The 14,092-nt window shown below is 69.7% G+C and carries 10 protein-coding genes; 5 read left to right on the top strand and 5 right to left on the bottom strand.

Annotated elements, in window-relative coordinates; all coding sequences use genetic code 11:
* Positions 1-8: 8 nt before the first annotated feature.
* Complete coding sequence (locus ACIA1L_RS17225; RefSeq protein ID WP_396073697.1) at positions 9-4,175, bottom strand: polymorphic toxin-type HINT domain-containing protein; 4,167 nt, start codon at positions 4,173-4,175, stop codon at positions 9-11.
* 232 nt (positions 4,176-4,407) lie between these two features.
* Between ACIA1L_RS17225 and ACIA1L_RS17220 the strand changes: the two genes are divergently transcribed.
* From ACIA1L_RS17220 to ACIA1L_RS17210, 3 genes are all read left to right on the top strand, one after another.
* Complete coding sequence (locus ACIA1L_RS17220) at positions 4,408-4,914, top strand: hypothetical protein (RefSeq protein ID WP_396073696.1); 507 nt, start codon at positions 4,408-4,410, stop codon at positions 4,912-4,914.
* Between the two features lie 11 nt (positions 4,915-4,925).
* Complete coding sequence (locus ACIA1L_RS17215; RefSeq protein ID WP_396073695.1) at positions 4,926-6,461, top strand: RICIN domain-containing protein; 1,536 nt, start codon at positions 4,926-4,928, stop codon at positions 6,459-6,461.
* A 98-nt stretch (positions 6,462-6,559) separates the two neighbouring features.
* On the top strand, positions 6,560-7,141 hold the full coding sequence (locus tag ACIA1L_RS17210; protein ID WP_396073694.1) for a dihydrofolate reductase family protein: 582 nt from the start codon (positions 6,560-6,562) through the stop codon (positions 7,139-7,141).
* Here the strand turns inward: ACIA1L_RS17210 and ACIA1L_RS17205 are convergent.
* Entirely contained in the window at positions 7,113-7,865 is a 753-nt protein-coding gene (locus ACIA1L_RS17205; protein ID WP_396073693.1) for a poly-gamma-glutamate hydrolase family protein, read from the bottom strand. The two genes, ACIA1L_RS17210 and ACIA1L_RS17205, sit on opposite strands and share 29 nt — an antisense overlap.
* Before the next feature lie 86 nt (positions 7,866-7,951).
* Between ACIA1L_RS17205 and ACIA1L_RS17200 the strand changes: the two genes are divergently transcribed.
* A complete protein-coding gene (locus ACIA1L_RS17200; RefSeq protein WP_396073692.1) occupies positions 7,952-8,566 on the top strand; it encodes a dihydrofolate reductase family protein in 615 nt (204 codons plus the stop codon).
* 4 nt (positions 8,567-8,570) lie between these two features.
* On the opposite strand, the gene ACIA1L_RS17195 is transcribed toward ACIA1L_RS17200, so the two are convergent.
* Entirely contained in the window at positions 8,571-9,716 is a 1,146-nt protein-coding gene (locus ACIA1L_RS17195) for an FAD-binding oxidoreductase (RefSeq protein ID WP_396073691.1), read from the bottom strand.
* Positions 9,717-9,832: 116 nt separating this feature from the next.
* On the opposite strand from ACIA1L_RS17195, the gene ACIA1L_RS17190 reads away from it, so the two are divergent.
* The gene (locus tag ACIA1L_RS17190) at positions 9,833-11,905 is read left to right on the top strand and encodes a S9 family peptidase (RefSeq protein WP_396074065.1); all 2,073 of its coding nucleotides are present in this window, start codon (positions 9,833-9,835) and stop codon (positions 11,903-11,905) included.
* 43 nt (positions 11,906-11,948) lie between these two features.
* Here ACIA1L_RS17190 and ACIA1L_RS17185 read toward each other — a convergent pair whose 3' ends face one another.
* Positions 11,949-13,427 (bottom strand): FtsX-like permease family protein, encoded by a 1,479-nt coding sequence (locus tag ACIA1L_RS17185; protein WP_396073690.1) that lies wholly within the window; start codon positions 13,425-13,427, stop codon positions 11,949-11,951.
* The gene (locus ACIA1L_RS17180) at positions 13,424-14,086 is read right to left on the bottom strand and encodes an ABC transporter ATP-binding protein (RefSeq protein WP_396074064.1); all 663 of its coding nucleotides are present in this window, start codon (positions 14,084-14,086) and stop codon (positions 13,424-13,426) included. The genes ACIA1L_RS17185 and ACIA1L_RS17180 overlap by 4 nt, the downstream gene beginning before the upstream one ends.
* Positions 14,087-14,092: the final 6 nt, after the last annotated feature.

Raw genomic sequence — 14,092 nt, 5'->3', positions numbered from 1 at the left:
GAACGCTCCTACTTACACGGGTATCCGGAGATGATGCGATCGCTCACCGGTTCGAAGATGGCACAGATCTTGATGCCCTCCACCATGTTCGTGATCTTCACCCGTGCGGGCTCCCCTGCGCGGGTGTGCGTGGATCCTTGGGCACCCTTGGTCCATTGCCAGTTGCTGGACGGGTTGGTCGCCACCTCGGCAACGGTGTCCAGAATCTTGTCCGTGTCCCAGTCCAACGGGAACAGGGTCTTTTCGGGCTGGCCCGGCCACTTGTGCCCACCTCCCGTCAGGTTGCCGGAGATGATGTGGAACTGGGCGTTACCGTCGATCAGCTCCCTGCCAGGCCCGCAGTTGTGCACCAAGAGCGGCGTTCTACCGGCAGCGACGTAGTAGGTGGGGACATCCCTGATCGTGAGGTTGTGCACCCGCGTCCGCACTGCGCGGGGGACGACCTTCTCGATCCGGACACGCTTCGCGCTGGGAGTACGGAGGAACTGCCCGGCCTTGAGGTTCTGCGCCGGCACCCATGAAGCGGTGTCCCATACCCAGAACGGGTGGTTGTAGGTGGACCTCACGGTAGCGGTCTTGGTACCGGCACGCCCGTCCACGTCGATCGTGAGGTCGACGAGCTCCTTGGCGCCAAAAGTGGTGATCGTGGCCTTCACTGGCTTGGCCACGGTCGTGTTGGTGGCCGGGTCGGTTGCGACGACCGAGTCGCCGATCTCGACGTCTTCGATCCTCTCGTACCGGCCGCCGGCCAGCAGCACCTTGGTGCCGGGCACGAAGCTACTGGTGCGTTTGCAGCCCTTGGCCAGGTCTTCGACAACATTCTTGATGGTCCGCAGCTTGTCGGCGTCCCGAGCCGTCTTCGCGCCCCGGGAGAGGCTGCCCGCTCCGGGGATCATGGCGCCCAGGGAGAGCAGCCCACCGGCCCAGTCGCCTCGTTTGAAGGAGATGGCCGCGTCGATTCCGTCGCATACCTCACCGGCCCCGGGGATGAGGCCGCACCCACCCAGGACGAACTGCAACATGTCCATGAGGACGTCGGGATTCTTCTTCGCGAAGTCCTTGAGGTCCTGCAGCATGGTGCAACCGGCGGAGTCCTTGTTCGCCGGCGAGCTGCACTTGGCCTGGTTCACCAACGCCCCGGCGAACTCCTTGTAGACGCTGACGCACTGCTCCGACACGTCGAAGTCGGTCAGGCAGCCCCACGTCTTGTGCTGCTCCATGGCCGTGCCTTTGCCACCGGTCCCGCTCCCTGGGGCGGTATTGCGCTGTTCGATCTCGAACTTCTTGAGTGCATCGAGGTAAATCTGCCCTGCCTCGGTCGCTGCCGCGTTGGCCGCCGCGGCATCCCGGCCCGCGGCGCGAGCGTCTGCGCGAGCCTGCCGCTTGGCCTCGAACGCGACCTCCGCCTCGAGACGTGCCCTGCGCGAGGCGGCGGTGGCGGTGGCGGCCGACCTGGCCGCGCTGTTCGCGCTCGCCTGAGCGGAGTTGGCGGCGTTGCGCGCCGTCTCCGCGGATTTCGCCGCCTGATCCGCCGACTTCTTGGCACTTTCGGCAGAGGCCTGAGCCGCCGCAGCCGACTCGCGGGCTTCCGCCGCGGAGTTCTGCGCCTGCTGGGCGTACTTGGCTGCCTCGGCCGCCTTGTTTGCCGCCAGCAGCGCCGATTCCCCGGCCTTAGCGGCATCCGCGAGGGCATCCTGCGCGTACTGCTGGGCCCTGGCGATCAAGGCCTGCACCGATGCGACGTGGGCTGCCTGCTCCTCGTCCCGCTGCTGAGCCTGGTGCCGGCCGGCGGCGAGGAAATACGAGATGTACGACGCCGGACCGGCGAGAGCGACCGTCCCGGCTGCCTTGACCTCGGGACCACCGGTCTCCATGATCCGGTAGACCTCGAGCCGCTCATCAGCGGTACGAGCCGCGTGCTGCCCGGAGCGCAAAAACGCGTGAACGTCCGAGGGAGTCCCGGCGAGAGCCTTCTCGCCGGCGGCCTTCACGGTCGGCCCCGCATCCTGCAGGACCGCGTAGGCCGCACGCCGATCGGCGGCCACCTTGCCGGAATAGTTACGGGTTCGCAGGAACTGCTGTACCGCCGCGTCGTCTCCGGCGAGCGCAGTCTGCGCCGCCTTCTTCTCGGTACCGTCCGGCAACGTGTCGACCAGGTGCCACACGCGCGCCCGGTCGTCCTGCGCGGCGGCGACCTTGCGGTCCGTGATCAACCACGACCGCAGCTGAATCTCGTCACCGGCGAGCGCTTCGTCGGCGGCGGCCTTGGACCACTCGCCGCCGGTGGCCCGCAGGGCCAAGGCGGCACGTCGGCCACGGTCCAGGACCTGCTCGGCGGATGCTCCCGGCGCTGTCGCATCGTTCAGCAGGGTCCGGGTGGAAGCTTCGACGCGGTCCTCCTCGGCCGTGTCCCAGGCCAGTTTGCGGTTCCAGGAGGCGAGCTCGCCCGCCACCGCCTTCGCGTCGTTCTCCTCGGCCAAGGCCTCCTGTGCAGCCAGGACTCCCTGGGCAGTCGCGTCTTCCAACCGGTCCGCGTCGTCCTGGCGAGCCAGTTTCTCCACTTCGGCGGCCAGCGTCGCCGCATTGACCGCAGTGTTCGCCGCAGCAACCGCCGCATCGGCGTGCTTTTTGGCCTCGACGGCCGCGGTGGCGGCGTTTCCGGCCGCGTTGGCCGCCGCGATCGCCGCAGCCGCAGCCCGGTCGGCATGGTCGGCCGCCTGCTTCGCGTACTCGAGGGCCTGGTCGGCGGCCTTGGCGGCGGCTTTCGCCAGCCGCAGTGCGCGGTCTGCGGCCCGAGCCGCTGCCGCGGCCTGCGCACGGGCTTGTTCGGCAGCGGCACGTGCCCGCTGCGCCTGCTGCTCCGAGACGCCGGCTTGGGCTCCCGCGTCGTCGGCCGCAGCCGCAGCCGCGTCGGCGTTGCTGCTGGCCCGCTTGGCTGCCTGACCGGCCGCCTCGGCCTCCGTGATCGCCCGGCTGTACTGGGTTCGAATTTGCTCCAGCTCGCGCGCCTTGGCCGCCGCATCGCGTGCCAACTCGGCGGCCTGCCGCGCCGCGGCAGCGTCGTTCTTGTTCCGCCGGGCCGCGGCCGCGGCCTGCTGTGCCCGCGAGGCCGCCTGAGCGGTCAGCGACGCAGCAGCCGTTGCCTTGCTTGCGGCGTCCGAGGCGATGCTTGCTGCCCGCATTGCGGCGTTCGACGCGCCGATGGCGTCGCGGGCGGCGTCGGCGGCACCCTTGGCGGCATCGGCTGCGCGCCCGGCGGCGGCATCCGCCTTCGCTGCGGAACCACCAGCGGCCCGCGCCTCGGCGGCAGCCACCTGCGCGTACTTCTTCGCCTCCTCAGCCGCGTTCGCCGCCCTCGTCGACGCCTGGGAGGCCGCCAGAGATTCCCGCGCCGTCGTCTCGCTCGCCTGCCGTGCCTGCTCGGTCAGGCTCTTGACCGAAGCCAGCTCCTTGTCCCTGGCACGGGCGACGTATTGTCCCGACTTCAGAAACTCGCGCAAGTCCTCGGCGGTGCCGGCAAGCGCCTTCTGGGCTGCCGCATGGAGCACCGGTCCGCTGTTGTTGGGGCCGCCGGTGAGCATCCGGGTCGCCGAGAGCCGATCGTCGGCGTGCTCCGCCGCCTGCCGCCCGGAGGAGAGGAAATCGTTCAGGTCCTGTTCGGTGCCGTCGAGCGCCTTCTGCGCCGCAGCCTTCACCGTCGGCCCGCCGGTCTCCATCAACCGGTACGCCCGAACGCGCTCGTCAGCGTCCCAGGACGCGTCGAAACCGCCCTTGATGAACGCCCGGACGTCAGCCGGCGACTTCGCGAGCGCCTGCAATGCGGCCGCACGCATGGCCGGACCGTCCATACCGGCCAGTACCTGTGCTGCGGCTCGCTCGTCAGCCTCGCGCGCGGCGGGCCAACCGGTGTCGATGAAGTCCCGGACAGTGTCCTCGGAACCCCGCAGCGCCGTCGCCGCCGCCCGCTGCACCGAGGGACCACCGGTCTGCAGTGCATAGACCGCGGCGGCGCGGTCGGAGTCCTCGAACGATTCCGCGGCCGATGCCGGCGACGGCGGTGCCAGCAGCGACCCGGCGAGCGCCAGGATCGCGAACCCCGAGAAGGAGCGGCGCCACCGCGCCGTACCCGGACCGTACCGCGATCGGCCAGCAACGTATTTCGACGGTCTCATCATCGCAATTCCCCCATGTCGGCGAACGGGAACACTCCTCAGCCACGCCTTGTACTCGGCGAACGCCGAGCACCCTACGGGCGGCGTGGATCGATGACCATCGGCGATGAGGTTGGCCACATCGAGCGCCTGAGGGACTATCGGGGTGGTGCCGGACCAGGGTCATCGATTAGATTCCGCCCGCCGCGGCGGGACTGATCGAGCCGGCCGCATCACCAACCGAAACGGGGAAAACTTGAAGAAGCTTGCCTGGGCGGCGGCGGGTGTTCTCACCCTCACCGCCGGTCTGACTTTCGTCAACGCCACCGGCGCGGCTGCCGAGAACGCGGCCGACGCCCCGTCCTCGCTGGTGGAGGACTTCTCGTACCCGGGCGCCGACACGATCCTGAAGGACTTCGGGTTGAAGGTCTTCAAGGGCGACGGGCACATCACCTTCACGACCCGTAAGTCGTACGACGACGGCCAGTGCGCCGCGAACGAGATCCAGGTCGAACGCTCCCTCGACGTCGAACCGTACGGCTACTACTACTGCTTCAAGACCGTCGGCACCACCGGCCTGCTGACGCTGGAGGTTCCGGGCACGTTCGGCGTCCGGGCCGGCAGCACCGACGTACAGGCGAAGGCCAAGCTGCCCGAAGGCACGAAGACGTTCGAGATTCCGGCCGGCAAACCCGTGCCGATCGACCCCGGTTCGGACAACGAGCTGCCCAAGGCCGTTCTCGTGGAACTTCGACTCTCGTGAGCCGGGGCCGGATGTTTTCCAGTGTGATGGTGGCCGTCCTCGCGGGCGGCTCAGCGACGATCGCCCTGGCCGCTCCGGCGGCTGCGGCGGACGCTTACCCGTTCGCCGCCCGGGTGACCGTGGGTGCGGCGGGTTCCGGGGCCGGCTGTTCGGGTGCGTTGGTGGACCCGCGGTGGGTTCTGACGGCAAAGCAGTGCTTCGTCGTCGACGGCCAGCCGGTGACTGCCGGACCCCCCAAGCGTGCGACGACGGTGACGCTCGGCGGCGTGGCGATGTCCGCGACGCATATCGCGCCACATCCGCAGCGTGACGTAGTCATGGTGCAGCTTGCCGCGGCAGTCGACACCGTGACACCAGTGCCGTTGGCGGCAAGTGGGCCGGTGCCCGGTGAGACGCTGCGGCTCGCGGGCTTCGGGCGTACCAAGACCGAGTGGGTGCCCGATGCACTGCACACCGGCGAGTTCACGGTGTCCGGCGTCGCCGGCGACCTGGTGCAGGTGGCCGGCAAGGACGCCGACCAGGTCGGCCCCTGCAAGGGCGACGCGGGCGGCCCTGGACTGCGGGTGACCGGCAACCGCGCGGAGCTGGTCGCCCTCACGGCGACCGGCGGCCAGGGCGGCTGCTTCGGCGGCCCCGCGGACGGCGGCAAGAGCGCGACGCAGACCCGCGTCGACGACCTGGGCGGCTGGGTTCGTGAGCAGGTGGCGGCGACCGAAATCGCCCTCATCGCCAACGAGAACAGCAAGAAGTGCCTGGGCATCGGCAGCGGCTCCACCGAGAACGCCGCACATGCCATTCAATGGCAGTGCAGCGGCGCGACCGACCAGGACTGGCGGCTCCACCTCCGCGCGGACGGTAAGTACGAGATCCGCAACGACAACAGCAACCAATGCCTGGGCATCGAGCGTGGCTCGAAGGAGAACTCCGCACACGCGATCCAGTGGCCGTGCCGCGATGCGACCCTGGACCAGAAGTGGTTGCTTGAGCGGACCGGCACCTCCACACGGCTGCGGAACGCCAACAGCAACCAGTGCCTGGCGATCGGCGGGGGCAACGTCGAGAACGGCGCCCACGCGTTGCAGTGGCCGTGCACCAGCAACCGCGACCAGTGGTGGACCGTCAAGACCCGCGTCCAGGGTCGGGACGTGCGCAACGAGCACAGCGGACTGTGCGTCAGCACCGTCGACTGGACCGGCAAGGGCTCGCATGCGGTGCAGGCGGCCTGCAGCAACGCCAACAGCGCCGAGTGGCAGATCCACGCCACTACCGACGGATACGCGCAGGTGCGCAACGACCGCAGCGGTCAGTGTCTGGCTATCGGCGACAGCTCGACCGCCGACGGCTGGCATGCCCTGCAGTGGCCATGCGCCGACACCAACAACGACCAGCAGTGGCGGGTCGACGTTGCCGCCAACGGTCTGACCCAGCTGCGGAACCGCAACAGCGGCAAGTGCCTGACGATCGACGGTGGCGTCAAGACCGCCGGCGCTCACCTGGTGCAGCAGCCCTGCAACAGCGCCAAGACGGACCAGTTCTGGCGCCTGTAAGCGGAAACGGAGAACGCACGGCACGGACCGGTGGTCCGAGCCGTGCGTTCTTCTTTCGGCTCCGGCATTCTGTCGCACCCCCGTGGCAGGGTGACTTCATGGCGAAAACGCAGTACTACACGGCGACCAGCATCGACGGTTTCATCGCCGATCAGCACCACTCGCTGGACTGGCTGTTCGAGGTCGGCGACGACCACGGCGACGGCGACAACCCGTTCGGCGCATTTTTCGCCGACGTGGGCGCCTTCGCGATGGGCGCCACCACCTATGAATGGGTCCTCGAGCACGACGCCCTGCTGGAGCAGCCCGTCAAGTGGGCCGAGTATTACGGCGACACCCCGGCGTGGGTGTTCACCCACCGCGAGTTGCCGCGCATCCCGGGCGCCAGCCTGACCTTTGTGCAGGGTGACGTGCGCCCGGTGCACGAGGCGATGACGGCAGCCGCCCAGGGCAAGAACCTGTGGATTGTCGGCGGCGGCGAGCTGGCCGGCGCGTTCGCCGACGCGGGCCTGCTCGACGAGCTCATCCTGGGCGTGGCACCGGTGACGCTGGGCGCGGGCGCTCCCCTGCTGCCGCGCCGGATCACCGCGGCTCAGCTGTCACTGACGTCGGTGCAGCAGCGGGGACCGTTCGCCTACCTGAGCTACGACCTCAGGAACCGTACACAGCACGCACAGTAGCGATGAAGACCTCGCCGCGGGGCGTCAGCTTTCCTTTGTCGAACAGCTCATCGCGCAGGCCCCTCGACAGTTCCAGCTGCACTCCGGCGCCGTCGGCGTCTTTGTTGACGAAGTTGTCGGGCGAGACACCGGCGATCTCCCCGGGTACGGACAGGGGGGCGCCGAATTCCTTGGCCTCCAGCGCCTTCCGCAACCGGGCGCCGGTGGTGGTGTCCCGGCCGCCGATGTAGACCTCTTTGCCGCTCCCCTTGACGCCGTGAATCGACAGGGCGTGGGTGCGCTGGCGGATCAGGATCAGGCATTCCTCGACGTCCCAGTGCTCACTGGTGACGTGCAGGCGGGAGTTTCCGGACTTCAGTTTCCCAGTGAACTGGCACAGGGTGTGTCTGTCGGCGACGACTTCGGCGGGGATGTCGTTGCCAGCGATACCGGCGGCGATTTCGCTGGTGCCTACTTCGATGTCACCGCCGTGCGGAGCGACGACGATCAGCGGCGAGTCGGTGACTGTCCAGCTGAGGTCGTAGGCGACGCCGCTCTTCTCCACCTTGCGGAGCGCTGTCATCGACGGGTACTCGGCGACCCCGGCAGCCGGGGCAGCTGCCTGCGGCACGGGGGCGGCCGCCTGCGGCGCCGGAGCGGGGCGGGTTCCCGCCAGGGCGTACCCGGCGGACAGCGCCACGGGAACGGCGAGAGCAGCGAGGACGGTCTGGTGGCGGCGGTTCATGGCGGTGATCCTGTCATAAGGCGGCGACCCCGAATCCTGGGCCGATCCGACCTTTTTGTCGGCTGCGTCATGGCAATGTGTTTCTCGTGGCGAAGACTCAGTACTACACGGCTACCAGCATCGACGGCTTCACCGCGGATCTGGACAATTCGCTCGACTGGCTGTTCGAGGTCGACGAGGGGACGGACAACCCGTTCGGGGCGTTCTTCTCGAACGTCGGCGCCTTCGCGATGGGCGCCACGACGTACGAGTGGGTGGTGGCGAACGACAACGTCATCGAGGAGCCCGAGAACTGGCACGACATGTACGGCGACGTGCCCTGCTGGGTTTTCACCCACCGCGAGCTGCCGCTGGTGCCGAACGCCAACATCTTCATGGTCAGCGGCGATGTCGCCCGGGTGCACGAGGCGATGACTGTCGCCGCCCAGGGCCGCAACGTGTGGCTGGCTGGTGGCGGCGACCTGGTGGGCGAGTTCGCCGATGCCGGGCTGCTGGACGAGATCATCCTGGCCGTGGCGCCGGTGATGCTCGGTTCCGGCACGCCGCTGCTGCCCCGGCGGCTCTCCGCGCAGCAGCTCGCGCTCACGAACGTCTCCCAGATGGGCCAGTTCGCCTACATGTCCTATGCGGTGGGCACGCTGGCGAACCTTGGGCGGCACATGGCCGCCGACGTGCTGTCCCGGACCTCGGTCAAGATCTGACCCGTCAGAACAGGTCGCGGCGGTTTGCCAGGTGCAGTGCCGCACCGAGGTGCGGTGGCGCGGCGATCGCCACGCAGCGGCCGCCGCGCGCCAGCAGGACGCCACGCACCGCATCGAGGATGCCCTCGGCGCGCTCCGGGCCGACGCTTCCCGGCAGAGCCGCGTGCACGATGCCGCGGCCGGCCGCACCACGCACCGGCACCGGCGCCCCCGCCACGTCCCGCAGGGCGAAGACTGCCGCCTGCAGCTCCTCCGGCGGGACCGCGATGCGCAGCGCCACGTCCGTCGGTCCGAAGGGGTAGCGCCCCCACCAGGACGGGGCCTCGGCGGTGGATTCAGCCCCGGCGTGCAGAGCTTGCTGCAGCCGGGTCGTCCGCTCGGCCACCTCCCGGGGGTCTCCTTCGATCAGGACGGCGAGTGCGGCCGGCGCCGGACCCACCGGGAGGTCGATCTCGACGGCGCTGGGCCGCACCTGTTGGGCAAGGGTCTCCTGGACGAGGTCGTGGATGTCGCGCGGAGCGGTCACCGGCGCCACCACCCAGCGCCGGGCGGCGGGCAGGGGTTCGAGGCGAACCCGGGCGGACACGATCACACCGGCGGCGTCGAGCGGGCCGGCACCGACGTGGTCACCCGAGCCGGTGGCATACGTGACGCTCTCGACCTGGCCCGCGGCCGTGCCGAACCGGTGGCGCAGCGGGCCGGTCTCGTTGAGAGCGAGCATCCCGCCGACGGTGGCGGTCGGCGAGGGTGGGTCGACTGCGAGGCGAAGGCCGTGCGGGGCCAGCGCCGCCCCGAGCGACCGGACCGGCATCCCAACACCGACCTCCGCTACGACCGTGGCCGTCGGATCGGCCGGGTCGACGCGGTGGATGCCGTCGAGGCGGTGGGTGTCGAGGATGAGGTCGGCGCCGAAGCCCGGGCAGCACCAGTCGATTTTGGAGCCGGAGCCACGCGGGGACACCGACAGACCCCGCTCGGCGGCGAGGCGCAGGGCGACCACCACCGCCCCCGTGGTCGGCGGTGCCGCGACGAACGCCGCGTGCCGCCCGCACACCGCATCGGACCGGCGGGCCAGTCGCGCATAGCCGGGACCGCACAGGTCAGTCAGGGCGCGGAGCAGCGGCTTCCGGGCGGGCAGGTCGTTCCCCATGGTTCTCCTCGGACTGACATCACCCCTGAGATCAGCGTCGCGGCTATCGTACACATGTTCTAATGGCCGAGGAGACCGGGTGTGTGGGCGGTAACGTGACAACCGTGACGACCGACATGCCGACCACCCCACCCGCCGTACGCCAGGTCCCCTCCGAGCGAACCTTCCACGGCGACACGATCACCGACGAGTTCGCCTGGCTCGCCGAGAAGGAGAACCCGGACACCGTCGCCTACCTGGAGGCGGAGAACGCGTGGACCCAGCGGGCCACCGCACACCTGGAAGAGCTCCGGAAGACGATCTTCAACGAGATCAAGGGTCGCACCCAGGAGACGGACCTGTCCGTGCCGCAGCGCAAGGGCGGCTACTGGTATTACACGCGGACAGTCGAGGGTAAGCAGTACGGCATCCAGTGCCGCGTCCCCGCCGGCCCGGAGGTCGACCCGCCCGCGACGGGCGCCGGCGCCCCGCTGCCGGGCGAGGAAGTGCTGCTGGACGGCAACGAGCTGGCCGAGGGCAAGGAGTTCTTCGCGCTCGGCACGTTCGACGTCACGCCGGACGGCACCCGCCTGGCGTACTCCGTGGACTTTGCCGGCGACGAACGGTTCACCCTCAAGGTCAAGGACCTGAGCACCGGTGAGTCACTGGCCGACGAGGTCCCGGACACCTTCTACGGCAGCGCCTGGTCGGCGGACGGTTCGACGCTGTTCTACATCACCGTCGACGAGGCGTGGCGGCCGAACCGGGTGTGGCGGCACGCGGTCGGGCAGCCCGCCGCCGACGACGTGGTCGTCTATGAGGAAGCCGACGAGCGGTACTGGGTCGGCGTCGAGCTGAGCCGCAGCGAGAAGTTCATCGTCATCGACGCGCACAGCAAGATCACTTCCGAGGTACGGGTCATCGCCGCCGACCGCCCCACGGCCGAGCCGGCCATCATCCGCGAGCGGGTCCAGGGCGTCGAGTATTCGATCGAGCACCACGGGCACCGGTTCCTGATCCTGCACAACGAGAACGCTGAGGACTTCGCGCTCTCGTACACCTCTGTGGACAATCCCGGCCCCTGGGTGGAGTTGATCGGTCACACGCCGGGCACTCGACTGGAGGGAGTCGACGCGTTCCAACGGCACGTGGTCGTCTCGCTGCGCCGCGACGGGCTCACCGGGCTGCGGGTCATCGCCGACGGCAGCACCGACTTCTACGACATGGCGTTCCCCGAGCCGCTGTACTGCGTCGGCCTCGCCGGAAACCCCGAGTACGACACCAACCTCGTGCGCATCTCGTACACGTCGATGGTCACGCCGGACTCGGTCTACGACGTCGACCTGATCAGCCGCGCGATGGTGCTGCGCAAGCAGAAGCCGGTGCTGGGCGGCTACGACCCCGAGCAGTACGAGCAGTTCCGTGAGTGGGCGGTCGGCGAGGACGGCACGAAGATCCCCGTCTCGGTGGTGGCGCGCAAGGGCACTCCGCGCAACGGGACGGCGCCGCTGCTGCTGTACGGCTACGGCTCGTACGAAATCAGTATGGAGCCGACCTTCTCCATCGCCCGACTCTCTTTGCTGGACCGGGGCATGGTCTATGCCGTGGCGCACGTGCGCGGTGGCGGCGAAATGGGCCGCCGCTGGTACGAAGAGGGCAAGATGCTGACGAAGCGGAACACCTTCACCGACTTCATCGCCTGCGCGCGGTCGCTGGCCCAGGCGCAGTGGACCAGCCCGGACCTCATCGTGGCGCGCGGTGGCTCGGCGGGTGGCCTGCTGATGGGCGCGGTCGCCAACCTGGCCCCGGACGCGTTCGCGGGCATCGTGGCGCAGGTGCCGTTCGTCGACCCGCTGACGTCCATCCTGGACCCGACGCTGCCGCTCACGGTGACAGAGTGGGAGGAGTGGGGCAACCCGCTGGAAAACGCCGACGTGTACGCGTACATGAAGGCATACAGCCCCTACGAGAACGTCCAGAAGCTGAAGTACCCGGCGATCCTCGCAGTGACCAGCCTCAACGACACCCGTGTGCTGTACCACGAGCCGGCCAAGTGGATCGCCCGGCTGCGTTCGACGGCGCCCGACGGCTCGTACCTGTTGAAGACCGAGATGGGCGCCGGGCACGGCGGCCCCAGCGGCCGCTACGACGCCTGGAAGGAAGAGGCGTTCGTGACTGCCTGGATCCTGGACACGGTTGGCCGCGCCTGACGTTTGGCGCGCAGACGGATCCGGCCGTGGCCGGGTCCGTCTGCTATCCGGCCCGAAGCTCTTCGAGGTCCGTGCTCGACCGCAACACCAACAACCCCAACCCGACGACCGCCAGCATGGCGAGCAGCGCACCGCCGCCCAGCCACGCCAGCATTTCCATCGGTACGGGCACAGCCAGCGTCACTGGCCCACCCGGCGTGGCCTGCGCGACCGCCTGCCCGCTGCCGGCCTGGCAGGCGGCGTCGCAGACGTACGCGACCGACCCGCCGACGGAAACTTCTGTTTCGAAGTGCCGAGCCAGGCTGACGCCGGCCGCCAACGCCAGCAGCACCGCGGGTGGCACGGGAGCGAGCGTGTGCCACAGCACCGCCTCGGACAGGGTCCGGCGCGGCACCCCGACTGCGGTCAGCGCGGCGTAGGTGCGGCGGCGCGCCACGATGTTTTCGGCGAGAGTGACCAGCACCCCGGCCGACGCGACCGCCATGGCGATGCCGACTCCCACCATGATCAGGTCGATGGTGTCGAAGATGAAGTCCCGGCTAGTCGCGAAGTCCGGCGAGGGTGGCTCGCTGAGCTGCTTCTCGTAGGCCGCTGATGCCCGGTTCTCGGTCTCGAACAACGCCCGTAAGCCCAGAGCGACGGCGCCCACGAGCACACTGGCGAGCAGCGCGGCCAGTGTCCGGCTGCCGGTCCACGGGTCGGCCAGGAGCTGCCGCCCGGCCAGCAACATCGCCGGACGTCGACCGTACCGATGCAGGAGCCGGCCGCAGGTGTGGGCGATCCAGCCGGTGCCGAGCACGACGCCGAGGGCCGACAGCACCGCTCCGCTGATCACCATGCTCCAGCCCACTTCGATGCTGAGTTCCGCCTGTCGCATCGGGAACGCGAACAGTGCCTGCCCGGCAATGATCAGGACCACCGGCCACGGCCGCGGACCCCGTTTCCGGGTCCGCCGGACCACGCCGAGCGGACTGATCACCACCCGGCGCAACAGGCCCGCGCCGATCAGGCCGGCGAGCAGCGGCACCGCCAGCAGGATCGCGGCAATGGTCGATGGCGCCGGGAGGACATCCGTCGGCAGCACGGGCAGGCCCTCGGCGTTCGTCCGGTGCACGCCGGATCGCGCCGCCAGGAAGCCGCCGAATCCGAGCACCGCACCGGCCAGGCCCGCCACCACCGTCTCGGCGCTCGCGATGAGCACGGCCTGCCCCGGTGTCGCCCCGGACAGCCGGATCGCGGCGAGCCGCCGGTCCCGGGCCGGCGCTCCCAGCCGAATGCACTGTCCGGCCAGCGCGAGGACCGGCAGCGACAACATGATCAGCGCGACGGTCACGCCGGGGCGCAGTCCCCGCTCGGCGATCAGCTTGCTCGCGTAGGCGACGTCTCCCTCGATCGAGCCGACAGTGGCCGCGGCCAGCAGCGCCACCGCGGCCAACCCGGAACTCAGGACCGTCAGCACCGTACGCAAATGGTCGATCCGGTTTCCGGCGACCGCGAGCCGGAGCAGCGTCGTCACCCTCACCCGGGCGTCCCGATGCCCAGTCCGGTCGGGTCGACCACGCCGTCCCGCAGCGTGATCTCGCGGTCCGCGTAGGCGGCGATCTGCGCTTCGTGGGTCACCAACACGACCGAGGTGCCCTGCTCGCGCACCACCTGCAGAATCTCGGCCAGGACCTGCTCGCCGGTGAGCACGTCCAGCGCACCGGTCGGCTCGTCGGCGAACAGCACCCGCGGCTCGGTGACCAGCGCCCGGGCGACTGCACAGCGCTGCTGCTGACCGCCGGCCAGCTCGCCGGGCACCTTCTCCGCCAGATCACCGACGCCCATCCGACCCAGCCACAGGGTCGCCGCCTTCCGCGCCGCCTTCCGGGTCGCCCCGCCCAGCAGCAACGGCAACGCCACGTTCTCGGCGGCGGTGAGCTCCGGCACCAATTGCCCAAACTGGAACAAAACCCCGAATTCCGTACGCCGCAACCGTGACCGTGCCGCCTCGGACCACCGGCTGATGTCCTCACCCCGGTAGTGCACCGCGCCCGCGTCGACGGTCAGCAGGCCGGCGAGGCAGTGCAGCAGCGTCGACTTACCGCAGCCGCTCGGACCGGTGACCGCGACGATCTCCCCCGCGTCGACCGCAATGTCGACGCCACGCAGCGCGGGAGTCGGCCCGTACGCCCGGTGCATCCCGGT

The sequence above is a fragment of the Actinoplanes sp. NPDC051859 genome (genome assembly GCF_044452725.1).
GTDB lineage: Bacteria > Actinomycetota > Actinomycetes > Mycobacteriales > Micromonosporaceae > Actinoplanes.
The sequence above is the reverse complement of the archived record's forward strand: the minus strand, read 5'-3'. Positions and strand labels throughout refer to the sequence as shown.

Excerpts from the sequence above, each read along its gene's own strand:
- ACIA1L_RS17225 (WP_396073697.1), bottom strand. The coding sequence starts at position 4,175 with ATGATGAGACCGTCGAAATACGTTGCTGGCCGATCGCGGTACGGTCCG.
- ACIA1L_RS17215 (WP_396073695.1), top strand. The coding sequence starts at position 4,926 with ATGTTTTCCAGTGTGATGGTGGCCGTCCTCGCGGGCGGCTCAGCGACG.
- ACIA1L_RS17210 (WP_396073694.1), top strand. The coding sequence starts at position 6,560 with ATGGCGAAAACGCAGTACTACACGGCGACCAGCATCGACGGTTTCATC.
- ACIA1L_RS17205 (WP_396073693.1), bottom strand. The coding sequence starts at position 7,865 with ATGAACCGCCGCCACCAGACCGTCCTCGCTGCTCTCGCCGTTCCCGTG.
- ACIA1L_RS17195 (WP_396073691.1), bottom strand. The coding sequence starts at position 9,716 with ATGGGGAACGACCTGCCCGCCCGGAAGCCGCTGCTCCGCGCCCTGACT.
- ACIA1L_RS17190 (WP_396074065.1), top strand. The coding sequence starts at position 9,833 with ATGCCGACCACCCCACCCGCCGTACGCCAGGTCCCCTCCGAGCGAACC.
- ACIA1L_RS17180 (WP_396074064.1), bottom strand. The coding sequence starts at position 14,086 with ATGCACCGGGCGTACGGGCCGACTCCCGCGCTGCGTGGCGTCGACATT.